The 25,366-nt window shown below is 70.5% G+C and carries 22 protein-coding genes and 1 pseudogene; 11 read left to right on the forward strand and 12 right to left on the reverse strand.

Annotation, left to right across the window (positions count from 1 at the left end):
• Positions 1-20: 20 nt before the first annotated feature.
• Entirely contained in the window at positions 21-1,661 is a 1,641-nt protein-coding gene (locus AB0A61_RS24435; protein WP_361295913.1) for a hypothetical protein, read from the reverse strand.
• A gap of 164 nt (positions 1,662-1,825) precedes the next feature.
• Between AB0A61_RS24435 and AB0A61_RS24440 the strand changes: the two genes are divergently transcribed.
• Entirely contained in the window at positions 1,826-1,996 is a 171-nt protein-coding gene (locus AB0A61_RS24440; protein ID WP_361295916.1) for a hypothetical protein, read from the forward strand.
• A 186-nt stretch (positions 1,997-2,182) separates the two neighbouring features.
• Here the strand turns inward: AB0A61_RS24440 and AB0A61_RS24445 are convergent, their stop codons facing one another.
• From AB0A61_RS24445 to AB0A61_RS24455, 3 genes are all read right to left on the reverse strand, one after another.
• Complete coding sequence (locus AB0A61_RS24445) at positions 2,183-2,314, reverse strand: hypothetical protein (RefSeq protein ID WP_361295919.1); 132 nt, start codon at positions 2,312-2,314, stop codon at positions 2,183-2,185.
• Between the two features lie 38 nt (positions 2,315-2,352).
• A complete protein-coding gene (locus tag AB0A61_RS24450; RefSeq protein ID WP_361295922.1) occupies positions 2,353-4,188 on the reverse strand; it encodes a carbamoyltransferase in 1,836 nt (611 codons plus the stop codon).
• Positions 4,189-5,098: 910 nt separating this feature from the next.
• The gene (locus AB0A61_RS24455) at positions 5,099-6,082 is read right to left on the reverse strand and encodes a ParB/RepB/Spo0J family partition protein (RefSeq protein ID WP_361295925.1); all 984 of its coding nucleotides are present in this window, start codon (positions 6,080-6,082) and stop codon (positions 5,099-5,101) included.
• Between the two features lie 757 nt (positions 6,083-6,839).
• Here AB0A61_RS24455 and AB0A61_RS24460 point away from each other — a divergent pair.
• Positions 6,840-7,037 (forward strand): annotated as a pseudogene (locus AB0A61_RS24460) (hypothetical protein); the annotation flags it as partial.
• Between the two features lie 17 nt (positions 7,038-7,054).
• Here the strand turns inward: AB0A61_RS24460 and AB0A61_RS24465 are convergent.
• Positions 7,055-8,059 carry a streptomycin biosynthesis regulator gene (locus AB0A61_RS24465; protein WP_361295928.1) on the reverse strand — a complete coding sequence of 335 codons (1,005 nt, stop codon included), beginning with the start codon at positions 8,057-8,059 and terminating at the stop codon, positions 7,055-7,057.
• 357 nt (positions 8,060-8,416) lie between these two features.
• Here AB0A61_RS24465 and AB0A61_RS24470 point away from each other — a divergent pair, with 357 nt between their 5' ends.
• The 4 genes from AB0A61_RS24470 (at position 8,417) to AB0A61_RS24485 (ending at position 12,369) form a co-directional block, all read left to right on the forward strand.
• Positions 8,417-8,905, forward strand: coding sequence for a hypothetical protein (locus AB0A61_RS24470; protein WP_361295931.1), 489 nt, complete (start codon positions 8,417-8,419; stop codon positions 8,903-8,905).
• 80 nt (positions 8,906-8,985) lie between these two features.
• Entirely contained in the window at positions 8,986-9,510 is a 525-nt protein-coding gene (locus AB0A61_RS24475) for a hypothetical protein (RefSeq protein ID WP_361295934.1), read from the forward strand.
• On the forward strand, positions 9,507-10,670 hold the full coding sequence (locus tag AB0A61_RS24480) for an MAB_1171c family putative transporter (protein WP_361295937.1): 1,164 nt from the start codon (positions 9,507-9,509) through the stop codon (positions 10,668-10,670). The genes AB0A61_RS24475 and AB0A61_RS24480 overlap by 4 nt, the downstream gene beginning before the upstream one ends.
• 304 nt (positions 10,671-10,974) lie before the next feature.
• Positions 10,975-12,369, forward strand: coding sequence for an MFS transporter (locus AB0A61_RS24485; protein WP_361295940.1), 1,395 nt, complete (start codon positions 10,975-10,977; stop codon positions 12,367-12,369).
• A 47-nt stretch (positions 12,370-12,416) separates the two neighbouring features.
• Here AB0A61_RS24485 and AB0A61_RS24490 read toward each other — a convergent pair whose 3' ends face one another.
• From AB0A61_RS24490 to lnt, 4 genes are all read right to left on the reverse strand, one after another.
• Complete coding sequence (locus AB0A61_RS24490) at positions 12,417-14,471, reverse strand: helix-turn-helix domain-containing protein (RefSeq protein WP_361295943.1); 2,055 nt, start codon at positions 14,469-14,471, stop codon at positions 12,417-12,419.
• Between the two features lie 76 nt (positions 14,472-14,547).
• Positions 14,548-15,348: a 3-hydroxybutyrate dehydrogenase gene (locus tag AB0A61_RS24495; protein ID WP_361295946.1), complete on the reverse strand. Its 801-nt coding sequence runs from the start codon at positions 15,346-15,348 to the stop codon at positions 14,548-14,550.
• 55 nt (positions 15,349-15,403) lie between these two features.
• Positions 15,404-15,883 (reverse strand): NUDIX domain-containing protein, encoded by a 480-nt coding sequence (locus AB0A61_RS24500; RefSeq protein WP_361295949.1) that lies wholly within the window; start codon positions 15,881-15,883, stop codon positions 15,404-15,406.
• 70 nt (positions 15,884-15,953) lie between these two features.
• Positions 15,954-17,564: an apolipoprotein N-acyltransferase gene (gene lnt / locus AB0A61_RS24505; RefSeq protein WP_361295952.1), complete on the reverse strand. Its 1,611-nt coding sequence runs from the start codon at positions 17,562-17,564 to the stop codon at positions 15,954-15,956.
• A gap of 248 nt (positions 17,565-17,812) precedes the next feature.
• On the opposite strand from lnt, the gene AB0A61_RS24510 reads away from it, so the two are divergent.
• Complete coding sequence (locus AB0A61_RS24510) at positions 17,813-18,907, forward strand: hypothetical protein (protein ID WP_361295955.1); 1,095 nt, start codon at positions 17,813-17,815, stop codon at positions 18,905-18,907.
• Positions 18,908-18,943: 36 nt separating this feature from the next.
• Here the strand turns inward: AB0A61_RS24510 and AB0A61_RS24515 are convergent, their stop codons facing one another.
• Together AB0A61_RS24515 and AB0A61_RS24520 are read right to left on the reverse strand one after the other, a co-directional pair.
• Positions 18,944-19,486 carry a hypothetical protein gene (locus AB0A61_RS24515; protein ID WP_361295958.1) on the reverse strand — a complete coding sequence of 181 codons (543 nt, stop codon included), beginning with the start codon at positions 19,484-19,486 and terminating at the stop codon, positions 18,944-18,946.
• A gap of 106 nt (positions 19,487-19,592) precedes the next feature.
• Positions 19,593-20,378: an aspartate/glutamate racemase family protein gene (locus AB0A61_RS24520; RefSeq protein WP_361295961.1), complete on the reverse strand. Its 786-nt coding sequence runs from the start codon at positions 20,376-20,378 to the stop codon at positions 19,593-19,595.
• 57 nt (positions 20,379-20,435) lie between these two features.
• On the opposite strand from AB0A61_RS24520, the gene AB0A61_RS24525 reads away from it, so the two are divergent.
• Complete coding sequence (locus tag AB0A61_RS24525) at positions 20,436-21,617, forward strand: glycosyltransferase (protein ID WP_361295964.1); 1,182 nt, start codon at positions 20,436-20,438, stop codon at positions 21,615-21,617.
• Between the two features lie 4 nt (positions 21,618-21,621).
• Here AB0A61_RS24525 and AB0A61_RS24530 read toward each other — a convergent pair whose 3' ends face one another.
• Positions 21,622-22,938: a TerD family protein gene (locus AB0A61_RS24530; RefSeq protein ID WP_361295967.1), complete on the reverse strand. Its 1,317-nt coding sequence runs from the start codon at positions 22,936-22,938 to the stop codon at positions 21,622-21,624.
• Positions 22,939-23,239: 301 nt separating this feature from the next.
• Here AB0A61_RS24530 and AB0A61_RS24535 point away from each other — a divergent pair, with 301 nt between their 5' ends.
• The 3 genes from AB0A61_RS24535 (at position 23,240) to AB0A61_RS24545 (ending at position 25,309) form a co-directional block, all read left to right on the forward strand.
• Positions 23,240-23,671, forward strand: a complete 432-nt coding sequence (locus AB0A61_RS24535) for a DUF6643 family protein (protein ID WP_361295970.1) — start codon at positions 23,240-23,242, stop codon at positions 23,669-23,671.
• A gap of 40 nt (positions 23,672-23,711) precedes the next feature.
• Positions 23,712-24,536, forward strand: a complete 825-nt coding sequence (locus AB0A61_RS24540; protein WP_361295972.1) for an MOSC N-terminal beta barrel domain-containing protein — start codon at positions 23,712-23,714, stop codon at positions 24,534-24,536.
• A 167-nt stretch (positions 24,537-24,703) separates the two neighbouring features.
• Positions 24,704-25,309 carry a hypothetical protein gene (locus AB0A61_RS24545; protein ID WP_361295975.1) on the forward strand — a complete coding sequence of 202 codons (606 nt, stop codon included), beginning with the start codon at positions 24,704-24,706 and terminating at the stop codon, positions 25,307-25,309.
• Positions 25,310-25,366 lie beyond the last annotated feature (57 nt).

Consider the following 25,366-nt stretch of genomic DNA (forward strand, 5'->3'; position numbering starts at 1 on the left):
CTCCGATACGCATGCTGGACTCAGTTCGTACTGGTACCGGGAATTTCGACGTCGACGAGCAATTCGTCGCGCAAGCGAACCCATTTGCCCTGATCGCTCGCATATAGTTCTTCCCGGTACCACGCCTTGACTCTTGAAACTTGGCCTCTCGATCTCCGGTAACGCGGCAGATCACCCCAGTAATAGAGGTGCCCTCCTGGCGCCTTCAGCCAGTGCAGCGCTCTGGGCAACGGGCTTTTGGGTTTCCCGCAGTTCACTGCGGCCAGCAGGTTCCGGATGTAGTTTATGTGCCGAGTCGCACGGTGCTCGTCCCAGCCCCTCGTTCCGAACAGGGTCTTGGCCCGCTCGATATCGTCGCCGTATGGGCGCGCCCGGATGAGGGCATCCCGTATGTCGGAGTCTTCGACGCCCCCGAGGGGGAAAGTAACCAATGGTTCGGGGATCAGCGCGCTCCCGGCGGCGCGAGCGTACTCACGATCATGTGGGCTCATGAAGTCGTTGTAAAGTCCGTAGGTCTCGCCATCGCTGGTTTCCACTGACCACAGGATTCTGGCGGAAAACGGCGTGTCCCACCATCCCAGAATGTTCGGGCGCCAGGCCCATCCTGCCAGCACCATGGCCATGAGGGCCACACTGAGCAGCCAAGCCCACACGCCGAAATGGATCGGATCGCCGGTGTGCGAAACAGAGAGGGCCGCGGCGGCCAGCACGGCGCCGGTCACGATGTTCTCCCAGAACAGCAGGCCCGATGTCAGCGCGACAACGCAATTGAACGTGATGGCACCGACGACGGCGAAGATGAAGAACCAGAGATTCGCGAAGGCCAGCAGCCCCGCCAACTCGATGAACATGGTTGCCGAATTGAGCGATGCCGCAGCGGGACGCAGCACGCCGACAATCCGTGCGGCTGTCCGGGCCGGCACGAAACGCGCCCACCCCCAGGAGTAGGAGGTGGCCACCAGAAGGTCGGTCCTGTTGTCCAGCATCCACGACCAGGGAAAACGCCCCAATGTCGCCTTGCTCCAGGCAGCCGTGACGTAATGGCTCAGGTACACGCTGCCCAGGAGCACCGCCAACGTCGTATTGCGCGGGGCTGTGGACGGTACCCGCAGCGCGTGCATCACGCCGACGACGAGCGAGTGGCAGAAGGCGGCTTTCACAAGACGGATGCAGACGTTCGAGTGATGTGTCCAGCCGCCCAGACGGCCACACACCAGTACCACTGCGACCAGGGCCAGGCTCGGCCAACGCAGCGCGGCCACGCCGGCGATGAAAACCACCAGCCTGTCGGCACGTTGCCAACCGATGCCCATGGCCGCGTCGTAGTCCAGGGTCAGGTACTTCCACAGGACGAGGGCCAGCGCAACGGTCGGCACCAGCGCCAGGCCCCCACTCGGTGCGCCTCCGACGACTGACGCCACCGCACTGAGGGCGGCGACGACGGCGCCCGCCGGGAGCGCTTTCCGTGGCTGGAACGCCGCCTCCGGGTACGCCCCGTTGAGCGCCTCGGCGGGATAGCGTCCGGCGCCCAACCGTATGGCGCACCAAGCAGTCACCGGCGAGACCAACCAGCGGTACAGGACGAGGGTCAGTGCGAGTTCGGCAGCGGTCGGCACCGCATCAGACGGTGGCATCGTGGTCCAAGCGTCCGCGGCGGTCATGACCGTCGTGCGATCGGGTCAGCGGAGACATTGCACATGTGCCTTTCTGATATGCCCTATGTGCGTGGTCGAGCGCTCCTGGGCTCCCGGTGTCACCTGCGCGCGGCTGTCTCTGCCGTGAGGTCGGGACCGGCGAAGTCATCCGTCTGAGGCCTCCCGTCACGGTGATCGAGCCGTCCGAGGGACGGCGCCGTCATCACCGCGGTGACGAGCGCGACGATGCCCGGCACCGTGAACAGCGCGGGCGAGACGATGCCGGCTCGTCAGTGCTCAAAGGCATCTCCCGCATCGCGGAGTTGCCCGTGCCGGTGATCAGCACGCGCTGGTCGGTGTAGCCGACCCGATCGGCCGACACCGTCGCACAGGGGTGCAGTCCGGCCGCGCTTGCGTCCAGCACCAGGTGTTCCGTCGTACGGCGTGCCATGGCCATTTCGCCGCGCTGTCGGTGCGTTCGTCGGGAGATGCGGTGGGCAAGGATGTCGCGTGCACTGCGCGCCATGCCGTCGGATGCACGCGGCGCCTCATCGGCGGATCAGGTAACTGCCCGTTTGCGGCCGGACATCCCGGTGCAAGGGATCACGTACCGCCCGGCACAGCAGGCCGACCGGCGTCAGCACGAGGTAGTAGAAGAGGAACAGGGCGGCTCTGCACATGTGGGCATCTCCGGGAGCCTGATCGGCGGCTGTCGAGGTCAGTCGAGTGGAATGTCGGTGCGCCAGTCGCCGTCCTCGCGCCATGCGGGCTGGTCCTCCTTGCGCAGGAGGAAGCCTCCGATGGCGAGCATGTCGATGTCCGTCCGCATGAAACATGTGACGGCATCGGCCGGCGTGTTCACGATCGGTTCGCCACGCACATTGAACGACGTGTTGACCAGCACCGGACATCCGGTGCGTTCCTTGAAAGCAGCCAGGAGGCGGTAGTAGGCGGGATTGTCCTCTTCGGTGACCGTCTGGATCCTCGCCGACATGTCGACATGGGTGACGGCGGGCAGGAGGGATCGCTGGATCTTCAGCAGCTCCAGACCTGAGATCTCCTCGGGTACCGGGCCCTCCACTCGCTTGCTGTGCGCGATGTCGGCGACCAGCAGCATGTAGGGACTCTCCTGATTGAGCAGGAAGTATTCGCGTGCATCCGGCGCGAGGACCGACGGCGCGAAGGGACGGAAGGACTCCCGGAACTTGATCTTGAGGTTCATCGTCGACTGCATCTCGGAATCGCGCGGATCGCCCAGGATCGACCGGTTGCCCAAAGCGCGGGGGCCGAACTCCATCCGCCCTTGGAACCACCCGACGACCTTTCCGCCGTCGAGCGCCGCCACAACCTCCCGGACCAGGACGTCGGGCTCGGGTCGGGAGTACGGCAGCCCCTGGTCGTCGAGGTAGGCCTGGATCGCCTCATCGTCATAGGCGGGCCCGAGGAGAGCACCCGCCATCCCGTCGCGTCCGGTGGCCAGGTGCGCGCGAGGGGCACCGCGCTCCATCGCGACCGAGAGGGCCGCGCCCAACGCACCCCCCGCGTCTCCCGCGGCCGGCTGCACCCAGATCTCGTCGAAGACCTTCTGCTCTGCGAGCTTCCCGTTGGCGACGCAGTTCAGTGCGACTCCGCCGGCCAGGCACAGCCGCCGCTCCCCCGTGAGCCTGCGCACTGTCCGTGCCAGCAGGAGGACGACCTCTTCGGTGACCTGCTGCACAGATGCGGCCAGATCGAACTCCCGGTCCGTGAGCGGGCCTTCCGGACTGCGCCGGGGCCCTCCGAAGAGCGTTTCGAAGCGGCGGCCGGTCATCACGTGACCGTGCAGGTAGGCGAAGTAGCGCATGTTCAACCGGAAGGAGCCGTCCGGCTTGATGTCGATGAGTTCTCTGCGGATCACATCGGCGAAGCGTGGCCTGCCATACGGCGCCAGCCCCATCAACTTGTACTCGCCCGAGTCCACTTTGAAGCCGCAGAAATACGTAAAGGCCGAGTACAGCAAGCCCAACGAGTGCGGGAACCTGATTTCAGCCAGCTGCCGGAGTCTCGAGTGCCGGCCGTGCCAGAGCGTGGTGGTCGCCCACTCCCCCACACCGTCGATGCACAGAACCGCGGAGGACTCGTACGGACTGGGGAAGAACGCGGACGCTGCATGCGATTCGTGATGGCGTCGGCGGGAGACGGGGGGAACCGGTCCGAGGCCGAGCCCGGCCAGCTCCTGCCGCACCGTGTCGTCCGCACGTCGCTTCCACGAGAGCCACTCGGGCAGCGCTTCCCGGAACGGAACGAAGCCGTACGGGACGGCTGCGGCGAAGGTCGTCAGGACTCTCCGGAACTTCAGCCGCGAATCTTCGTAGTAGACGACAGCTGACACATCATCGAGTTTGGCTCCACTCTCCTGGAGGCAGTACCGAACGGCCTGAGCGGGAAACGAGGAGTCATGACGACGTCGGCTGAATCGCTCCTCCTGCGCGGCCGCCACGGGTGTGCCGTCCTCGACCAGAGCCGCGGCGCTGTCGTGATAGTAGGAGGAAATCCCCAGTACCAAGTCAGGCATCTCACCGTCCCTTTGGAGGCGCCAATGTAATGGCCGAGATCAGTACAGCGGATACATCGTGGCGTCGCCGTTGCCCTTCTTTTTCCTGCGCATCGACAGCTTCCTGAGAAGGCCGCCGACGATGGGTATCCTGCGAAAAATCTTGGACATGACCAGCCTTTCCGTGAGCTTACCGGGATACTCATGCTCCTGGTCAGGCCGCCAGCTCCGGGACCAAACAACTGGCGTCTGTCCAGTAATCACAGTTGCGACCCGAACCCGGCGGGATCCGATCTCTGAAATCCGGGTCTGACAATAGAACGCAGACGGTACTCAGGATGGTTTCTCATGGTCAAGGTCTACACCTGCCATGAAAACATGGCCCAGCGATCCATGCCAGCGACTGCCGATGCGCACTCAGGGAAAGCCCGATGAATTGATAAGAATTCCCCGCGCCAGGCATCCCGCGCTTTGCCGCAGGCGCCGAGCCGCGCCGACGGACGCAGAGGACCGTCGGCGCGCATGACACAGAAGGCGCATGAGACAGGAAGCGCATGAGGCCGGCAACGAGGCCAGTCCCGGGAGTGCGAACGGACGGCGCGCGTCGGGGGCGTGGTGGCGAGGCGTCCCCGCCGCTGTCGGTGCCCGCAGTCCGCCGGCGACCCCGGGGCGGCAGCCGGCGAACCAGCTGCCCACGGCTTGGTCCGGGACGCCACCCTCGGCCGCTCACGCGGTGAGCGCGAGCGCGACGGCCATCCCGTGGCGTACTCCGCGCGGATCACTCGGATCGGGCACCGCTGCCAACCGCGCGAGCAGGCCCAGCACTTCATCGGGCACGGTCTTCCACTGGGATCACGGGACGGAGAGAACTTCATGATCTCGGGAGCCGCACCTGCCGCGTTCCCGGGGCACTACCGGAGTCGGCAGACCATCACGAACCGGACGCACTGCGACTGCGCGGAAGCCCTGGGTGCGCGGCCCTGTCTGCGAAGTCAAGCCACGCCTTGGCGCACTCCCGTGCCAGGTCCGCCACTGAATCAGCCTGGTGCGGCGGCACGTTGGCAATCAATCGGTCCCATTCCCGCGCCCGAACAATATGGAGTTCCAACAACCGAAGCAGGAAACGACCGGTCTCGGTCAGCCGGAAAGAGGGGTCCTGGCAGAGGGCCTGGTACCTCGCCACGCGGTCCGCGGCGGCTCCGCCACGACGCGGCACGGCGTGCGGGCTGGACCGGAAAGTCGGCTCCGCCACGGGCGGAACGTGTCGGGGGCGAGGGTCGGACGGGCTTCCGGTCTCCGTCACCGAAACCGGCGAACTCACACTCGCGGACGTGCTTTCCTCGGGAACGTCAGGTATTGCGGGACTCGCCTTTCGCCCGGGCAGACGCCTGACCCTGCCGTCGCGGCCGATCCTCAACGTCGTCTGAGGAATTTCCTCAGACGACCGCGCCCGAACGGCGCCCACCGTTTTGGGCGACAGACCTGCGAGAGCAGCGATCCTGCGATCCGACCAGTCGGGATGGGTGCGCACGATGCGTGTGGCGGCTGCCGTGCGGTCCGCGAGGGTCAGCGGCAGTCCGTGCCCGACGTTCGCCTGAACTGCCTGTACGAACGCCTCGTCCTCATCGCCGTCGAAGAACCGGACGGCGATCGTCTCACGGCCCGTGAGTTCGGCCGCCAAGAGCCGGTGCACCCCGTCGATCACGCGCATGGTCTGACGGTGCACCAGAATGGGCGGGAGCTTGCCCTCGGATTCGGCCAGCAGGCGGGCGTGGTCGTTGTTGACTCCGTTCTGCCGCAGCGAGTCGCCCACGACGAGTGATCGTATCGGCACAGATCGCACTTTTCCCTGGTCCTCGGCCCCTGCTGTCGGGCCAAACTGATCTCCGATTTCCATGTGGTTCGAGGCGTCCATGGTTCCCCCTTCTCCATCGAGCCGCGCCGCGCCGCGCCGAGCCGAGCCGTCACGGAGTGCACACCTAAGAGATTGGGTCAACGACCTCCCGTGCCCTTTGGTTTCATTTCGACGGCATGTTGGCGGCGGGCGAATTGGACATCGCGACTCCCTGCAAGCCCCGCCGGCGGCAGCAGCGTTCGAACACTCGGTGCGAATCGGGCAGGGAGCTGCAACTGAGAAGATCGACTGTGGAAGTATTCGCCGCCACGAGTGCCAGCGTGTGATGCACCCGACAATTGAGATGTGCGGCCGGGTCCAGGGCTGACGATCGCGCTCAGGCTCTCGATTTTTCGCGTACCCGTCGAATGCTGCACCTACGAACTCGGGTGAACAAGTGGTTTCAACAATGCACAACAGCCCTCTTGCGTCACTCCAGACAGACATTACCGAGATAAGACGTTCCTGGAGAACTCTTTGGTCGAACGGCCGTTGAATCCCCTCCTCAGGAGGTTTGAGGCATGAGGCACTCACGCCCGCAGCGCCGGCCAGACCAGTGGAGGTGGCTGCACCTCAGGTCTCGTCCAGTCCCCGCCTCGTGCCGCTGCCGCGCTGCGGCTGCTCACCCCACGCGACAGGTTCTCGGGACCGGATCGGTGGAGCCCGCCGGGGGGACCTCGTCGGGCGCTGTGCTGGACGCCCACGGGGCCGGGCACCCGGCAGGCCGGCGACTCCTCGCGAGGTCCTGCACGCCGTCAGGTAACGCGGCTGGGCCTGCGCCCCCGGCCCGGTGCCGAACGGCATGGTCACGTTCGCCGCCCCGATGCGCGACCGGCTCGGTGTCGCTGATGCCGCCGTGAGCGGCACGGGAGTCACCGCACGCGTGCGCCGGGACGCAGGGGCACACACCCATGCGGTCTGCGCCGTCCGGACCTGCGCCCGCGCGATCTCGCACGACCTGGCCGCCGTGGGCTGACGCGGCCGCCCGGCTCGTCAGGTGCGGCGCTCCAGTTGCTCCGCGAATTCCAGCCACCGCTGGGCACACCCACGAGCCGCCTGTACGACCGAGGACGCGCGGTGCCCGGGCACGGCTTCCACGAACTGCTGTGTCTTGTCGCCCTGGAGGACGAGCGGAACGCTCAACATGTGGAGCAGTGCCCTGCCCGCCTCCGTCAGCCGCAGGGACGGGTCCTTGCGGAGCCTTGCCACCAGGAGACACATATCGCCGTCCCCGGGCTCCGTCTCCATCGACGTCCTCCGCGCAGGACCGCCCATGTCGGTGGCGGCCCCGGGCCCACGGAACCTGCGCGGGACAGGATCCTCACCGCGGCGCATTCGCTCCCGTACGTCGCGAGCGGTGGCGAGGGCGACACCGGCGTCCGCGGCGATCTGCCGGAGCGAGGCATCGGGCCGCTCGGCCAGCAACAGTCCGGCGCGCCTGCGCCCCTCGGCGGGGTCCACCGGCCGCAGCCTGCCGTCCTTGCCCTCGCGCGTGTTCAACTGCTCGCCCCGGACAGTTGAACGCTTTCGTACGGCCGCCACGGTGCCCGCGGTCACTCCCGCCGCCGAGGCGATCAGTCGGTCCGACCACTGGGGATGTGTACTCAGTATCCGCAGGACGGCAGCGGCGCGATCGGCCTGGGTCAGGGGCAGCCCACGCGAGGAGTTCAGCCGCACCGCCTCGACGAACACGTCGTCCGCGGCTCCGTCGAAATAGCAGACGTTGATGTGGCCCTCCCCGCGAAGCCTGGCTGCGTGGACGCGGTGGACTCCGTCGACGACGCGCAGTGTCGACCGGTGCACGACGATGGGGGGCAACGGCCCGGTGACCCGGGCGAGTTTCTGCACATGTGCCGTGTCCACGCCCCCGGTCCGCGGCGAGTCGGAGAACCGCAGTGTGTCGAGCGGCAGGGTCGCCGCCGGAGGGCGACCGTCCGGGTTGGCTTGTTCCTCGTCCGCGGCCTGCCCTGCATCGTTCGCTAATGCACTCGAGTTCACGCACATGACGCTAGGCAGAGGACAGCGGAGCGTCAATCTGTCCGCTGCAGCGGATGAACTTACTCCGGCCACCACCGCCCGGCACCTCGCGAGGCCCGTATACGGCTCCACCCTGCGCCTCTGGCTGCCTGTTTCCAGGTCACCGCCCCCACTAGCCGTCGACGCGAGGGCAGTCGCGCCCGTCGCCGACGAAATGTTCGCGTAATCAACTCTGCCGATATTGGCCGGATTGCGCTCACTCCGCGTCCTGAGACGGTCCACACTGATCCGAGGTGGCGCTGACCACTGGAGCGGACGGGCGAAAGGTGGATTATGGACAGGGGTGGGTCAGATCCCCGCGACACGAGTCGGCCTCTGTTGCACGACCTCGACGAACGGCTCGGCAGTCTGATCACGACCTTCTACCCCGACGAGCGCAAACGCCCGGGATACGCACGGCTCGCCCGGCTGATCCGGGAGAGGACCGGAGGGTCGATCTCAGCGACCTATCTGTGGGAGCTTGCCACCGGCAGAAAACGCAATGTGACGCTGGAACAGCTCGCGGTACTCGCCGAGTTCTTCGGCGTCCCGCTTGAGTACTTCATCAACGACGAGGTGTCACGCCGGGTCAACACACAGCTGGCACTCGCCGTCGCACTCCGCGACACGAGGGTGCGCAGCCTCGCCCTACGGGCCGAGGGCCTGTCGTCCGCGAGCCTGGACGCACTCCTGACCATCGTCAACGAAGCCCGCCGCGTGGAGAAGCTGGAGCGCGTCGGCGAAGGGGAGGAGGAGCCGCCGGACCCCCGGACCCATGACGCCGACCACCACGACGCCGACGACCGGCCGGACCGCTCCGAGGCGTGAAGACCCTGGTCCCCACGCACCTCCTGTCCTCCTCGATCTCTGGCCCCCCACGTGAAGAAAGGCCCCCGCTGCGGACGCTCATGTCGAACGGATCCCTCAAGCTGCGCCGTCGCTGCCAAGCGGTGATCGACCGGCTCGAACTCCCCCACGCCCTGTCCATCGAGGTCCTGTGCCGCCATCTCGCAGCGCAGCGTGGAAGACCGCTACGTCTTCATCCCCTGCCGCCTGAGGCAGCCACTGCCGGTACCTGCGGTATGTGGCTGGCCACCGACGCCGAGGACCACATCTTCTACGAACAGCGCACCGCGCTCCTCCACCAGGAGCACATCGTCCTCCACGAGATCGGGCATCTGCTCTTCGACCACCGAACGCCGGACCTGGACGGCGAGACCGGATGGGGCGCGTTCCTGCCCGACCTCGACATGAGCGCGGTGCAACGGCTCCTGCGCCGCACGAACTACGCAACCGACCAGGAACAGGAGGCGGAGTTGTTCGCCAGCCTCCTCGGAACCCGTATGAGCGAGCCCTCCCACCGGCGCGTGGGCGGAGTCCTCGGCCGGCTGGAGGCGGCCATGGGGGTGGCCTCGCCGCACGGCACGGCATGACCCACGACGCCGCCGCACTCGGCGCCGGGTTGCAGCTGCCCAGCGTGCTGCTGCTGTGGACGGCGGTGCTGCTTCGCGCCCCGTCCGGCCTGCGCTCGGCAGCCCAGCGCGGCGTGCTGCTGGCCGTGGCCACCGCGGCCGCGGCCATGACGCTCGACCTGCCGTCCGTCCTGCACGAGGCCGCCCGCCGCAGTGAGGCCAACGTCGTCGCCGGGGCCAGGAACGCCCTCGGTGTGCTGTCCGCGGGAGCCGTGCTCTACTTCGTGGCTCAGGCCACCACAGATGTCCGCCGGGTGAAGACGGTCCTCGTCCTTGCCACCGGTTCCGTACTGGCCGTCCTGTTCACACTGGACCTCACGGCTGAGCCGCACCTGAGGATCGCCGTCCCTGCCAGCGGGTCGCCGAGCCCTTCCCTCCTCTACTGGCTCGTTCTCATGGGCACGCATCTGGGGGCCAACGCCCTCTGCGTCCTGATGTGCCTGCGATACAGCGCGACCTCCGCGAGCCGCTCCCTGACCCTGAGTCTGCGCCTGTTCGGCCTCGGTACGGCTCTGGTCGGCGTCTACTGGCTGGGGTACCTCCTCCGGGTCACCACAGGCGCACGATGGCCCCTGCCCTGGCTTCCCCTGCTCATGGATCTGCACGGCGTGCTACGCGCCCTGGCCGTCCTGGTGCCCACGTACTCGGTGTTCCGGCGGGCCATGTCGGGCATCGCGACCGCCTGGCGTCTGTGGCCGATGTGGAACGACCTGGTCACCGCCGTTCCGCACGTCGCCCTGGCCACACCGCGGCACCGCGTCTGGGAGGTCGTGTGGCCCCGGATTCCGTATCACGTGCTCGCCTACCGCAGGATCATCGAGACGAGAGACGCCATTCTGGCGCTCACGGACCATGGCTCTCCTCCTCCCGCGACACCGTTGACCGGGAGTCCGCCGGGGCCCGAGGCGGTCCCGGACGCCGCCGCCCTGGCCGCCGTCGTCAAGAGCGCCCGGGAGGCGAAGCTCCGGGGCCTCGCCCCGACGCCGCACACGTCGAACTGCGCGTCGGCGGGCAGCACGGATCTCGCGGGCGAGAGGGCCTTCCTGCTCCGGATGGCCAAGGCCTATCGGTCCGTGCCCGCCCGCGTCGACGCTGATCCCGCACCCGCGGCGGAGGGCTGAGCCGGGCGGCCGCACAGGCCGGTGCCGCCACCGCTGCGACCGACTGCCAACCGCGGTCGCGGCCACCAAGTCGGCGCAGGAGTCAGCACGGGGCCTCCAAACCTTGCCCGAACAACGCAACTCGGACAGCGCCCTTCACGGCCTCGTCGAAGCCGTCACAGAGGCTCCGACACCGCTTCCATGGTGGCCGCACGCACTCCCACTACCTCAACTATGGTGTCCCACCACATACGCCTCTGACCTGCGGGTTCCTACGGTGTGGCGACACGCAAACGTCCCCGTCACACGCCAGGAAGTGGTGCCGATGTCCTCCCCCGCAACCGCTCCACCAGCCCCGTCCAGCCTCCCCCGCATCGTCGCCGCCAGCCTCATCGGAACCACCATCGAGTGGTACGACTTCTTCCTCTACGGGTCGGCCGCCGCGCTCGTGTTCAACAAGTTGTTCTTCCCCGACTCCGACCCGCTGGTCGGGACGCTGCTGTCGTTCCTGACGTATGCGGTCGGGTTCGCCGCCCGGCCGTTGGGCGCCCTGGTGTTCGGGCACTACGGGGACCGGCTCGGGCGCAAGAAGCTGCTGGTGCTGAGCCTGCTCATGATGGGTGGTGCCACCTTCGGCATCGGGCTGCTGCCCACGCATGCCGTCGTCGGGACCGCGGCCCCGGTGCTGCTCACCACGCTGCGCCTGGTGCAGGGCTTCGCACTGGGCGGTGAGTGGGGCGGAGCGGTACTGCTGGTCTCCGAGCACGGGGACGCGCGGCGGCGCGGGTTCTGGGCCTCGTGGCCGCAGACCGGGGCGCCGGCCGGGCAGTTGCTGGCCACCGGAGTGCTCTCGCTGCTGACCGCCGTGCTCTCCGACGACGCCTTCGGCAGTTGGGGATGGCGGATCCCGTTCCTGCTGTCCGGTGTGCTGGTCGTCGTCGGTTTGTGGATTCGTCTGTCTGTCGATGAATCCCCGGTGTTCCAAGAGGCGTTGGCGCAGGCCGAGGCCCGCAAGGCCGAGCGGGCGGCCGCGGCCGAACCCGAGAAGCTGCCGCTCGTGTCCGTACTGCGGCACCACTGGCGGGACATCCTCGTGGCGATGGGCGCGCGTATGGCGGAGAACATCAGCTACTACGTCATCACCGCCTTCATCCTGGTCTACGCCACCACCTCGGCCGGAGTCTCCAAGCAGACCGCGCTCAACGCCGTGCTGATCGGCTCCGCCGTGCACTTCGCGGTCATCCCGGCCTGGGGTGCCCTCTCGGACCGGATCGGGCGCCGCCCCGTCTATCTGCTGGGCGCGGTCGGGGTCGGTGCGTGGATGTTCCCGTTCTTCTCGCTCACCGACACCGGCGGCTTCGGCAACCTCGTACTCGCGGTGACCGTCGGTCTGGTGCTGCACGGCGCCATGTACGCCCCGCAGGCCGCGTTCTTCGCCGAGATGTTCGCGACCCGGATGCGCTACTCCGGCGCCTCCATCGGCGCGCAGTTCGCCTCGGTCGCCGCGGGTGCCCCGGCGCCACTGATCGCCACCGCCCTGCTCGCCGGCTACGACAGCTCCACCCCGATCGCCCTGTACGTGATCGCCGCGGCCGTGCTGACGGTGATCGCCGTGGGCGCGGCCAAGGAGACCCGGCACCGCGACCTCGCCGAGGTGGCGGGAGCCGGTGCCGGCGAGCCGGCCACCGCCCCGTCGGCGGCGGACGCCCGTACCGTCTGACCTCCGTCCTCCTCGCTTCGGCCCCCGCATGCACGCGCGTGCGGGGGTCAGCCCTGTGCCGGTGACGGTGACGACAAGCGGTGCAGGCGCAGGGCGAGTTGGATCTCCAGGGCGCGGGCGGGTGTCTGCCAGTCGTCGCCGAGCAGGCGGCCGACGCGTTCCAGTCGCTGGGCGACGGTGTTCACGTGGACGTGCAGTTCGTCCTTCGTGCGAGCCGGGCTCATGCCGCAGGCGAAGTAGGCGTCCAGGGTGCGCACCAGGTCGGTGCCGCGCCGCTCGTCGTAGGCGACGACCTGGCCCACGGTGCGGTCGACGAAGCCGGCGATGTCCCGGTCGCCCGCGAGGAGCAGGCCGAGGAAGCCGAAGTCCTCGGCGGCCGCGCCGTCGGCGGTGCGGCCGAGCAGGCGCAGGGCCTCCAGGCAGCGGCGTGCCTCGGCGTAGGCGGCGGCGACGGTGTCGGGGCGGGCGGCGAGCTCCTCCACGGGCGCCGAGGCGCCGACGGTGACCGCCTCGTGCACCGCGGTACCCAGGTGATGGGCGGTGCGGCGGGCCAGCTCCGTCGCGGTGCCGGCCCCTTGGAGGGGCAGCAGCAGGACCGTACCGCCGTCGCGGGCGGCGGCCAGGCCGTGCCGGGTGGCGGCCAGATGGGAGGCCGCCGACCACAGACGGCGGCGGGCGTCGGCCTCCTCGTCGGCGTCGGCCACCGGGGCGTCGAGACGGGCGGCGAGGACGACATGGGTGGCGTCGAGGTCGGCGTGCAGCCGGGCGGCACGCTCGCGCAGGAGGCGGGGATCGCGGTCGCGGGCGTCCAGGAGGTCGTCCAGCAGCTCGCCGCGGACGCGCTGTTCGGCCTCGGCGGCCGATCGCCTGGCGAGCAGCAGCAACGAGGTGACCATCGCGGCGCGCTCCAGGGTGCGCTGGTCGACGGGGTCGAGGCGGGGGTGGCCGCGCAGGACGAGCGCGCCGAGCAGTTCACCGCCGGCGGCGACCGCGGCGATCCAGTCGTCCCCGTGCCGCACGGCGTGCCCGTCCGCCCGGGATGCCTGCAGGGCGTCGGTGGGTGCGGCGGTGGCCTCGGTGAACTCGACCGTGCCGTCGAGGACTTCGGAGACCGCGTCCGCCACGTCGTGCACCCCGCCGCCGCGCAGGACCAGTTCGGTGAGCCGGTCGTGGACGTCCGAGGCGCGTTCGATGACCGCGCTGCGGTCACGGATGATCTCGTGGGCCCGCTCCAGGTCGGCGAGGGCCGAGCGGGTCTCGGTGAGGAGATTGGCACTGTCGATGGCGGCCGCGGCGAGGGCCGCGAAGGAGCCGAGCAGCGCGATCTGCTCCCGTTCGAAGACCCGCGCCCGCCGGTCCGCCGCGAACAGGACTCCGATGACGTGCGGGCCCAGCATCAGGGGAACGCCGAGGATGGCGATCAGGCCTTCGTCGCTCACGCCCGCGTCGATGGTGCCGGTGTGCTGGAAGCGGGCGTCCTTGAAGTAGTCGTCGGTGACGTACGGACGGGCCGTCTGCGCGACCAGGCCGCCGAGCCCCTCCCCCATGCCCAGGCGCAGCTGCTGGAAGCGCGCCGCGACCGAGCCCTCGGTGACGCGCATGTACGTGTCGCCCCGGATCGGGTCATTGAGGGTGAGGTAGGCGACGTCCGTACCAAGCAGGGAACGGGCGCGCTGCACAATGGCCGGCAGCACCGCGTCCAGGTCCCTGAGGCCCGCCAGGTCGTGGGCGGTCTCGAACAGGGCGGACAGCTCCGCCTCACGACGACGGCGGCCCTCCAGCTCCGCGCGGACACGCAGGGCGAGGAGCTTGGCGTGTTCGAGGGCGGCGATCCGCTCGGCCGGCCGGTGGGCGGCACGGGCGAGCAGCACCGGCTGTTCGTACGCGTCGGCCGGCGCGCCCCGGGCCAGCAGTTCGAGGAAGGGCGTCTCGGCACTGCCTTCGGGCACGGCCGCGCTGCCGGTCGGCACGGTGGCGCTGCCGGTCGGCACGATGGCGGTACCGCCCGGCACGTTGGCGCTGCCGTCCGGCAGGGCCGGGCCGGCCGACGCCCCGGCGCCGGTGACGGGACGCCTGGCGGACTGCACGTGATCGCTGGACATGCTCACAGGATTCCCCATCATCCGGCCCTCCGGTGAGCCCTGTGGACAACTCGGCGGCGGGCGGGCGCACGACCGGTCAGTGCGCGCTCCAGCCGCCGTCCAGTACCAGCGAGGTGCCCGTGACGAAGGACGCCTGCGGGCTGCAGAGATAGGCCACGGCCTCGGCGACCTCCTCCGGTTCGATCAGGCGTTTGACGGCACTGTCCTGGAGGAGGACCTCGGACAGCACGCGTTCCTCGGAGATGCCGTGCGCCCTGGCCTGGTCGGCGAGCTGCTTCTCGACCAGAGGTGTGCGTACGTACGCGGGGTTCACGCAGTTGGAGGTGACGCCGTGCGGAGCGCCTTCGAGTGCGGTCGTCTTGGACAGCCCTTCGAGACCGTGTTTGGCCGCCACGTACGCCGACTTGTAGGCGGAGGCGCGCAGTCCGTGAACGGAGGAGATGTTGACGACCCTGCCCCACCCCTGTCCGTACATGTGGGGCAGGGCACCGCGGATGAGCCGGAACGGGGCCTCCAGCATCACCGTCAGGACGGTGTGGAAGACGTCGGGCGGGAACTCCTCGATGGGTCGCACCAGTTGCAATCCGGCGTTGTTGACCAGCACGTCGGTACCGGCGGCCACGTGTTCGGCGGCGTCCAGGTCGGTGAGGTCGAGGACGTGCGGTTCGACGGCGCCCGCGAGACCGCCGGACTGCTCGGCCAGCGCGTCCAGGCCCGCCGCGTCCCGGTCGACGGCTCTGACCTTCGCCCCGGCGGCGGCCAGGCGCAGCGCGCAGGCGCGGCCGATGCCGCTCGCGGCGCCGGTGACGAGGGCGGAGCGGCCGCCGAGGTCGAGCGCGGCGGCGTGGGGGAAGGGGGGAGCGCTGGACGAGGTCATGTCCCCGACCCTAGACACCGCTCCTGACACACCACATGTGGTCACACCCCATACTTCAGTCAAGACTCGTGGACTCGAACCATGTGGGTTCGTCGGACAGTGCCTGCTTGATGCGGAACTGCTGGCCGGCGTCCATCGGCGGCAGCGCATCCACCTCGTACCAACCGACCTGCACGGACTCGTCGTCGTTGACCCGCGCCTCGCCGCCGACGGCCCGGCAGCGGAAGGTGATGTCCATGAACTGGCACATGTCGCCGTTGGGATAGGTGACCTGCTTGCCCGACCTGACCAGGACGACGCGCTCGGCAACGCAGCGCACGGCCGTCTCCTCGTACACCTCCCGCACGGCGCAGTCGGCGGGCTGCTCGCCGGGGTCGGGGATGCCCGTGATCACGGTCCACTTCCGGTTGTCCGCCCGCTGCCCCAGCAGGACTCTGCCCGCGTCGTCGAAAACGACGGCACTGACGCCGGGAAGCCACAGCAGCTGGTGGCCGGCGGCGGAACGGATCTCACGGATGAAGTCAGGAGTTGGCATGCCACGACCCTAACGGGCCGTTCCCGGCTCCCTGGCCTTTCTCCGTCTGGGGCAGGTGGCCGGCGTGCGGCTACGCGTCACCGGCGCGCCGGCCGCGCGCACCGGCCCCGATCGCCCAGCCGAGGCCGCCCGCGGCGACCAGGACGAGGGCGATCTCCGGCAGGATGCCCAGCTGCGTGGCGGGCGTCGCGGAGGAGCGCAGCGGCACCTTCTGGACCAGGAAGTCGGCCACGAACATGCCGGTCTTCCGGGTGATCCGCCCGTCCGGCATGATGATCGCGCTGACGCCGCTGGTCACCGGCACCGTGACGGTCCGGCTGTGCTCGACCGCCCGGACGCGGGACATGGCGAGCTGCTGGTAGGTCATCTCGCTGCGGTCGAAGGTCGCGTTGTTGCTCGGCACCGAGATCATCCGCGCGCCGGCGGTGACCTCGTCGCGGACGGCCCAGTCGAAGGCGGCCTCGTAGCAGGTGGCGAGGCCGATCTTGGTGCCGCCGACGCTGAAGACGACCGGCTTGGTGCCCCGGCTGAAGTCCTGCCGGACCATCGACGTCCAGTTCTTGTTGATCGCGCCGAGCAGCGAGCGCAGCGGGAGATACTCGCCGAACGGCTGGATCTGGCGCTTGTCGTACGCCTGCGCGGGGCCCTTGACCGGGTCCCACAGAATCTGCTCGTTGAACAGTTTGCCGTCCCGTTCCACCACACTGCCGACAGAGATCGGCACGCCGACCTCCTTGGCGGCCCGGTCGATGACCAGGCGCGCGTCGACATTGGTGAAGGGGTCGATGTCGGAGGAGTTCTCCGGCCAGAGCACGAAATCGGGCCTGGGGACCTTGCCCGCCTTCACCGCCTCGGCCAGGCGTGCCGTCTCGCGCGCGTGGTAGTCGAGGACGGCGCGGCGCTGGGCGTTGAACTCCAGGCCCGAGCGCGGCACATTGCCCTGGATGACCGCGACGGTCGCCGTGCCGTCTTCCGCCTTGTCGCTCACCAGGGGCCGGGCGGCCAGGGCGCCCGCCACCGGAACGGCCACGCTCAGCAGGGCGGCAGCCGCGGTGGACCGCCGCACCGCGCGCGTGCGCCGCCCTTCGGCGGCCAGGCGCACGATTTCGTACAGGCCGAAGCCGCACAGCACCACCGCGAAGCCCAGCACCGGGGTGCCACCCACGGCGGCCAGCGGCAGGAACACGCCGTCCGCCTGGCCGAAGGCGATCTTGCCCCAGGGGAAGCCGCGGAACGGCACACGCGCGCGTACCGCCTCACCGGCGATCCACACCGCCGCCGCCCACAGCGGCCAGGCGGGCAGCTTCGACACCGCCGCGATGCCCACACCCACCAGCGCGACGAAGACCGCCTCCACGGCGACGAGCGCGAGCCAGGGGCCCGCGCCGACCTCCACGCCGGTCCACACCAGCAGCGGCAGCAGGAAGCCGAGGCCGAACAGGTAGCCGAGGCCGAGGGCCGCCTTCCAGGCGCGGCCACGCAGCACCCAGCCGAAGACCGCGAAGGCCGGCAACGCCAGCCACCACAGGGTGCGCGGCGGGAAGCTGACATAGAGGAGCACTCCGGACAGCGCCGCGGCAACGGCGGGCACGAGCCGTACGAGCTTCGCGCTCCAGGGCGCCGGCGCGGGCTGCGTTCGCAGGCGGTCCGACTCGTCGACGGAAGTTGCGGTGACGGTCACCCGGGGAGTGTACGGCGCGTGACCTCGGGGCCGACAGCGCGGTCCGCAGGGGGGGCAAGCGGCCGCCTTCTGCGTCCGGACCGCACCGTTCCTGCGCAAGGCGTCCACAAAACGGGCATCAGCCGTTACGGTGTGCCGGAGCCTTCGCCGTGCGGCGCTCCCGGCCTGGCGGCCGGGGGCCGTTCACAGGTCGGGGGCGAGCGGGGTTCGGGGGGCGACGGGTGCGGTCCAAGGAGATGTCCGGGGAAATGGCGTCTGCGGACGGGGCGGACGGCGCAAGACAAGCGGACGACGCCGGGCGGGTCGGCGACGAGCGAGCCGTGAACGACAGGCGAAACGTTTCTGACGCGGTGGGCGTGGCGGTGCTCGGAGGCTGCGCCGCCTGGTCGCTGATCACCGGCGCGCTGCACGAGGGCCGTCCCGAGGGTGTGCTGCTCGCCGTGCTGGCCGTGGCCGCCGGATACGCCTCGGGCCGCATCTGCGGTGCGCTGCTGCCGACAGCCGCCCCCTGCGCCGGGGCACTGGCCGGAGTGGGGCTTGCCGTCGCCGTGCCGGGGCTCGTCCCGGGCCCGCAGTTCGCCGCACCCCTGGGGCACGCCGGTGGCACCGCCGCCCTGCTGGCCCTCTCCGCCGGCGCCGCCTGCTGCGCCGCCTGGACCGCGTCCGCTCCCGCCCTGCGACTCGCGCTGCGGGCGCTGGCCGTCGTGATCACGGTGACCGCGGCCGCACTCGGCTCGGTCGCCGGGGTGGTCTGCAGCGCCGCGGTGCTGCTGTGCTCGCTCGCCTGCGGGCGGATGCGTCACCGCGGCCTCGGCATCGCGGGGCTGGCCCTGGCCGCCGCCACGGTGACCGGGGCGAGCTGGGCGGTCGCCGCGCGCGCCCTGCCCGACGGCCTCGCCGGGTCCCTGGCGGGGCAGCTGACCCCGTACCGGGTGAAGCTGTGGCAGGACGCGCTGCACCTCGCCCACCGGGACGCGGGGCTGGGCGTGGGACCGGGCCGCTTCGGGGAGTTCAGCCCGACGGTCGCGCAGTCGCTGCATCCCGACGGAAAGCCGCACTCGGCGCTGTTGCAGCAGGCGGCCGAGCAGGGACTGGCCGGCGTGGTCCTGCTGGCGGCGGCGTACGGCTGGGTGCTGTACACGCTGTGGCGCACCGAGCGGCCGACCCCGGTGGCGCTCACCGCGGGCGCGGCTCTCACGGCGGTGGCGGCGATCGCCGCGGTGGGCGACGCGCTGAGCTTCACGGCGGTGTCGGTGGGCGCGGGCCTGCTGGCGGGCATGGCCACGGCGCGGCCTTTGGCCGAGGCGGCGGGGCCAGCGGGCATGGAGGCGGGGACGCGGTGAAGCCCGCTGACGCCCTGAGAGGCGGCAGCCGGGCGCTCAGGCCGGGCCGGGCGTCGGCGGGCGCAGCCGGTCCCTGATCACCCGCACCGCCGCCTCGGCATTGTCAATGGTGATCGTGAACGTGTGGCCGTCCCACAGACGCAGCACGATGCCCTCGCCGCGGCGCACGACGACCGCGGTGCCCTTCTCGGGACGCCAGCGATAGCCCCAGCCGCCCCACTGGCGTGGAGTGACGTGCGGCGCGAACTCGGCGCCCGCGACATGGGCGAGCGGGATGCGGCGGCGCGGCAGGCCGATGTGGCCGCAGCGCACCTCGAGGGACTCCCGGTCCACCTTCAGGGCGACATGCACGAAAGCGAGGGTGCCGAACAGGACCAGCAGTCCCGCCGCGATGCAGCCCACCACCGACATCACCAGCGGAGCGATGCCGGAGGTCCAGGCGGAGTCGACGGCGAGCTCGATCCCCAGCGCCATGCAGGCGGCACCGACCGGGGCCAGCAGCCACTGGATCCGGTTGGTGGCACGTCCGGTCCACACCTCGGAATGGCTGCCGTTCTCGCTGCGGGGGTGGTCCCTCATATCAATGAGGTTACTCACGTTTCGCTGCGCGGGTAGCATGCTGCGGAGAGTGACTGTCCCGGCGGGACACTTCGCGGACGGCCCGCGTGCGGTTGGTGACCGGGACTCAGCGGGCGGGAAGCGCCGCCTGGAGCAGACGGCCCTCCGCGTAGGCCAGGGCCGTCTCGGGCAGCTCTGCCTCGCGCCCGCTCAGCAGCACCGTGAGGGTGGTGTCGGCGACGGCCTCCGGGGCGGGCTCCGCACCGATCCTGCGCAGTGCCTGTGCGGCCACTGCCCCGGCGGATCCGTGCAGGATGAGCGGCGGGAGACCGGGCTTCTGGACGGCGGCGCGGATGCGCTCGGCGACCAGTTCGTAGTTGGTGCAGCCCAGGACGACGGTCGTCACCTCGTCGGGGGTGCGCGCGGCGGCGGCGGCGATCGCCGCGTCGACGGCCGCCTCGTCCGCGTGGTGCACGGCGTCCGCGAGCCCGGGACAGGGCACCTCGGTGACCGCCACCCCGTCGGCGAACTGCTCGATCAGACCGCGCTGGTAGGTGCTGCCGGTGGTGGCGGGTGTCGCCCAGATCGCGACCGGTCCGCCCCCCGCGGCGGCCGGTTTGATCGCCGGTACGGTGCCGATGATCGGCAGGTCCGGTTCGAAACGTGCTCGCAGCTCGGGCAGGGAGTGCACGGACGCGGTGTTGCAGGCGACGATCAGGACGTCCGGTCCGTGGGCGGCGGCGGCCCCGGCCACAGCCAGGGCCCGCTCGGTGATGTCCTCCGGTGTGCGCGGTCCCCATGGCATGCCGTCGGGGTCCCAGGAGAGCACGAGATCCGCGTCGGGCCGCAGCCGGCGTACCGCGGCGGCGGCGGGAAGGAGGCCGATTCCGGAGTCCATGAGCGCGATCTTCACCCGGCCACGATAGACGATGGTCCCCGCGGCCCCGCCCCGGTGGGGCAGACTGCGCGCGTGAGCGCCATCGTGTGGACCGCCGTCGCATCACTCGCCGCGTGGCTGTGGCTGCTGCTCGGCCAGGGCTTCTTCTGGCGTACGGACGTCAGGCTGCCGCCCGGCGAGGATCCGGACCCTGATGACTGGCCGTCGGTGTGCGTCGTGGTACCGGCGCGGGACGAGGCCGCCGTGCTGCCCCGGAGCCTGCCGTCGCTGCTCGCGCAGGACTATCCGGGGCGGGCGGAGGTCGTCCTGGTCGACGACGCGAGCTCCGACGGCACCGGGGAGCTGGCCCGCGAACTGGCGCGGCGCCACGGTGGGCTGCCGCTGACCGTCGGTTCGCCGGGCGAGCCACCGGCGGGCTGGACGGGCAAGCTGTGGGCGGTGCGCCACGGCATCGGCCTGGCACGCGCGCGTGCGCCCGAGTACCTGCTGCTGACGGACGCGGACATCGCGCACGCCCCGGACAGTCTGCGCCGTCTCGTGGCGGCGGCGCGCGCCGGGGACTTCGACGTCCTGTCGCAGATGGCCCGGCTGCGGGTCGAGAGCCTCTGGGAGCGGCTGGTCGTACCGGCCTTCGTCTACTTCTTCGCGCAGTTGTATCCCTTCCGCCGGATCGGCCGCAGGAGCACGCGGACAGCGGCCGCCGCGGGCGGCTGTGTCCTGCTGCGCGCCGAGACGGCCGAGCGGGCACGGATCCCGGACGCGATCCGGCACGCCGTCATCGACGACGTGGCGCTCGCCCGGGCCGTCAAGCGCGGCGGTGGCCACATCTGGCTGGGACTGGCCGAGCGAGTGGACAGCGTGCGCCCCTACCCGCGGCTGCACGACCTGTGGCGGATGGTCTCGCGCAGCGCCTACGCGCAGCTCCGCCACAACCCGCTGCTGCTGGCCGGCACCGTCGCCGGGCTGGCGCTGGTGTACCTGGCGCCGCCCGTGACCCTGGTGGCGGGCCTGGCGGCGGGCAGTGCGGCCGCCGCGCTCACCGGTGGTCTCGCGTGGCTCGTGATGACGGCGACGTACGTCCCGATGCTTCGCTACTACCGCCAGCCGCTGTGGCTCGCTCCGCTGCTGCCCTTCACCGCCTTCCTGTACCTGCTGATGACCGTCGACTCCGCGGTGCGGCACTACCGGGGCCGCGGCGCGGCCTGGAAGGGCCGCACCTACCCGCGCCCGGACACGGTGCCCGAGGAGAGCTGACGCCTCACTTGCGGCCGGGCGTCCAGTTCATGCCCCACCCGTAGGCGTGGTCCACCGTCCGCTGCGGACTCACGCCCCGCTCGGGCACCAGGTAGCGGGCCTCCCGCTGGACGAGAAGGTCGCTCCCGGTGTTGGTGATCAGAGCGAGCGCGCACACCGTCGAGGGAACCGTGCACTCGTCGAGGGAGAAGTCGACCGGGGCTCCGTACTGCGGCTGGAGGGTGACCGTGGCGTGCAGGTCGGCGAAGGAGCGGGCCCCTTCGTAGATGGTCACGAAGACCAGGATCCGCCGGAAGTCGCGCTGGTGGTCGAGGTTGATCGTGAGGTTCTCGCCGCTTGCCACCGCTCCCGTCCGGTCGTCGCCGTCGAGATGGATGTACGGCGGCCGGTGCAGCGAACCGAAGGCGTTCCCGAGTGCCTGGACGACGCCCTTGCGTCCGTCGGCCAGTTCGTACAGGGCGCACAGGTCGAGGTCGAGATCCGCGTGGGCGGCGACCGCCCGCCCCCGCTTGCCACTCCATCCCGTGAACTGTTTACGCATCTGCCAGTTGAGGTTCACCCGCATGGCACCTTCGGTACCGCCCTGTTTGGTCAGCGACACCGACGGGGCCGCCTTGGTGAGCGTCACCTTGGTCAGGCGGACCGGGGATGCCAGTGGTGCCGGGGGCACGGATGCGATGGTCCGGGGCAGGCCGACGGCAGGCGCGACGGGTGGCGGCAGGGGCACGGGCGGACCGGCCGGCGGGGGCGCGGTGACCGGGACCGGGGCGGGGACGGGTGCCGGTTGCGGTGCCGCGTGCTGCGGCTCGTCCACGGTGATGCCGAAGTCCGTGGCCAGGCCCTCCAGTCCGCTGCTGTAGCCCTGGCCCACCGCGCGGAACTTCCAGGCGCCCTGACGGCGGTAGAACTCGCCGAGCACGAACGCGGTCTCCACGGTGGCGCCGGTGCTGTCGAAGCGGGCGGCCACCGTGCCCCGAGCGGCGTCCTGGACCTCGATGTACAGGTCGGGCACCTGGCCGAACGTTCCGCCGTCCGCCGAGGCGGCGACCACCACGGTCTCGACGGCGGGTTCCACCTGCGCGAGGTCGACGAGGAGCGTGTCGGTCACCCTGCCGCCGACGTTCCGCTTGCCCTCGTGCCGCACCGCGCCCGAGGGGTGCACCGGCTGGTTGTAGAAGACGAAGTCGCCGTCGGAGCGAACCTTTCCGCCCACCAGCAGCAGCGCCGAGGCATCCGCGTCGGGCACGCCCGGTCCGGGCCGCCAGCCCGTCTCGACGCGCAGGGCCGTGGTCGGCACCGGCGTGTTCGATCCCTTCGACATTGACATGTCCGCCCCCATCGCATGGGACGCCGGGCCCGGACCCGGCGATCCGTCGGCTCGCCACTTTCTACGCGCCCAACCTATTGCCGGAGGCGGCGAACTCCCACGAGGAGCTCCGGAACCCTTCCGTCCAACCGCCGGTAACCCCCCGGGAGCTTGGCCTTTACACGATCTGAACGTCGTTTGGCGTCCTTTTTTGCCAATTTCGCTCACATTGGGGATCCCGAGTCACCGCGGACGCGGAAAACAACCCTCTTATCGGTCTCCCCAACCAGCACATCGTGGGCTTAACTTATGTGCCATGACCTCCCCCCGCTCCACTTATGGTGGCGGCTACTACTCCGCCTCCTTCCCGGACACCCCGATCTACGACTCGCTCGTGGCCGAGCGGGGTACCCCGCAGATCGCCCCGATCCGGGTCCCCGCGCCGTACGACACGGGAAGCCACCTCCCCGCGCTTCCGTCGGCGCTCGCCGCCCTTCCGGCGGCCCCCTCCCAGCCCGCCTACGGCTACCCGCAGATGCCGCAGCCGGCCCCGCTCCAGCAGGCGCCCGCCGCGTACATCCCGCAGCAGGCCACCGCTCCGCGCGGGTACCCCGGCCTGCAGCAGCCCCAGCCGCCGCGCCCCATGGGGAACGGCACCGGCTACGAGACGATGCGCCCCGCGGCCCCCCGCCCCGCCGTCGCCCCGTACCAGGACCCGTACAACAACCAGCAGTACCGCGGCTACTGATCTCCCACTGACCGTCCGTGCCGCCTGGCAGGATGAGGTCATGGGCAATGCGGAGCTGCGGTCACTACATCTCTACCCGGTCAAGGCCTTCCGGGGCCTCGCGCCCCGGCAGGCCGTCGTGGAGCCCTGGGGGCTGGCCGGGGACCGACGCTGGGTGCTGATCGACGACGGGGGAAAGGTCGTCACGCAACGCCAGCAGCCACGCCTCGCGTTGGCCGCCGCCGAGCCCGGGCCCGGCGGCGGAGTTCGCCTGTCCGCACCCGGGCGTGACCCCCTCACGGTGCCCGTGCCGCAGCCCGGGGGGACGGTGACGCTGGACATCTTCGGCGACAAGGTCGAGGCCGTCCCGGCCGACGCCACCGCGCACGCCTGGTGCAGCGGCTACCTCGGCGCCGACGTACGCCTCCTCCACATGGACGACCCCGCCACGCGCCGGCCCGTCGACCCGGACTACTCACTGCCGGGCGAAACGGTGAGCTTCGCCGACGGCTTTCCGCTGCTGCTCACCACGCTTTCCTCGCTCGACTCCCTCAACTCGCTGATCGCCGAGGGCGACCATGCCGAGGAGGGCCCGCTGCCCATGAACCGTTTCCGGCCGAACGTGGTCGTGGCCGGCACGCCCGCCTGGGCCGAGGACGACTGGTCGCGCATCGCGATCGGCGAAGTCGCCTTCCGGGTCGCCAAGACCTCCGGCCGCTGCGTGGTGACCACGACCGACCAGACGTCCGCGAAGCGCGGCAAGGAACCCCTGCGCACGCTCGGCCGCCACCGCCGCTTCGGCAGCGAACTGGTCTTCGGGCAGAACCTGGTGCCCGAGTCGACCGGCACGATCCGCGTCGGTGATCCCGTGACGATTCTCGAATGAGCCAAGGCACCCTCGGGGGAACCCCGGTCCGGGCCCGGCCGTTGGAGGGTGTGAGGAGTTCATGAGGCGTCCCGGCCGCAGGTGATTTTCACTCTCTCTTCGACCGGGTCCGCGCGTGAACGGCTCCACCGGGGGTTGTCACGGAGCGGGAAGGGGGGTGCGCGACGGTGCGAGCAATCGGCGGACTATGGCGCTGGCGGGGCAATCCGCTGTGCCGCACGACCGATCTGGTCGAGTCGTGGGTGGCCCTGGTGGCCCTGCTGCTCGTCCTGGTCGCCGCGCCCGTGGTCGGCGCCCTCGCCGGCTCCGCCGCCCAGGACGCCCTGCAGCAATCGGTGCGCGACCAGCGCACCGCCCGTCACCTGGTGCCGGCCGTCGTGGTGAGAAGTCTCGACCGGACAGTGGTGGAGCCGGATCCGGAAACCTCCTCGGGCCGCGGCATACGCAGCCGCGTCGTCGCCGACTGGACGGCCCCTGACGGCACCCGGCGGCACGGCCCGGTCACCACGGGTCTCAAAGCGCCCCACCCGGGCGACCACTTCGCGCTCTGGACGGACCGGCACGGCCGCACGGTGACCCGCTCCCTGGACTCCGCGACGGCAACCACCCACGCCGTGCTCGCCGGTTTCGGCGCGGCCGTACTGGCGGCCGGTCTCGTGGAGTGCATACGCCGGCTGATCGTCCGGCACCTGGTCCGCCGCCGGTACGCGCGTTGGGACCAGGCCTGGGACCGCGCGGGCCCGGACTGGGGCCGTACGGGGACCGGCAGCTGACGGCCTTCCCGCTCTGGTCAACCGACCCTCCCCGCGCACGCTACGGTTGACCGGCCG

The organism is Streptomyces sp. NPDC046197 (assembly GCF_040646295.1).
GTDB lineage: Bacteria > Actinomycetota > Actinomycetes > Streptomycetales > Streptomycetaceae > Streptomyces.

Coding starts and splice junctions, on each gene's coding strand:
- AB0A61_RS24435 (WP_361295913.1), bottom strand. CDS start 1,661: ATGACCGCCGCGGACGCTTGGACCACGATGCCACCGTCTGATGCGGTG.
- AB0A61_RS24535 (WP_361295970.1), top strand. CDS start 23,240: ATGACCTCCCCCCGCTCCACTTATGGTGGCGGCTACTACTCCGCCTCC.
- AB0A61_RS24480 (WP_361295937.1), top strand. CDS start 9,507: ATGACCCACGACGCCGCCGCACTCGGCGCCGGGTTGCAGCTGCCCAGC.
- AB0A61_RS24475 (WP_361295934.1), top strand. CDS start 8,986: ATGTCGAACGGATCCCTCAAGCTGCGCCGTCGCTGCCAAGCGGTGATC.
- AB0A61_RS24490 (WP_361295943.1), bottom strand. CDS start 14,471: ATGTCCAGCGATCACGTGCAGTCCGCCAGGCGTCCCGTCACCGGCGCC.
- AB0A61_RS24495 (WP_361295946.1), bottom strand. CDS start 15,348: ATGACCTCGTCCAGCGCTCCCCCCTTCCCCCACGCCGCCGCGCTCGAC.
- AB0A61_RS24515 (WP_361295958.1), bottom strand. CDS start 19,486: ATGAGGGACCACCCCCGCAGCGAGAACGGCAGCCATTCCGAGGTGTGG.
- AB0A61_RS24500 (WP_361295949.1), bottom strand. CDS start 15,883: ATGCCAACTCCTGACTTCATCCGTGAGATCCGTTCCGCCGCCGGCCAC.
- AB0A61_RS24450 (WP_361295922.1), bottom strand. CDS start 4,188: ATGCCTGACTTGGTACTGGGGATTTCCTCCTACTATCACGACAGCGCC.
- AB0A61_RS24445 (WP_361295919.1), bottom strand. CDS start 2,314: ATGTGCAGAGCCGCCCTGTTCCTCTTCTACTACCTCGTGCTGACGCCG.
- AB0A61_RS24540 (WP_361295972.1), top strand. CDS start 23,712: ATGGGCAATGCGGAGCTGCGGTCACTACATCTCTACCCGGTCAAGGCC.
- AB0A61_RS24455 (WP_361295925.1), bottom strand. CDS start 6,082: ATGGACGCCTCGAACCACATGGAAATCGGAGATCAGTTTGGCCCGACA.
- AB0A61_RS24510 (WP_361295955.1), top strand. CDS start 17,813: ATGGCGTCTGCGGACGGGGCGGACGGCGCAAGACAAGCGGACGACGCC.
- AB0A61_RS24485 (WP_361295940.1), top strand. CDS start 10,975: ATGTCCTCCCCCGCAACCGCTCCACCAGCCCCGTCCAGCCTCCCCCGC.
- AB0A61_RS24530 (WP_361295967.1), bottom strand. CDS start 22,938: ATGTCGAAGGGATCGAACACGCCGGTGCCGACCACGGCCCTGCGCGTC.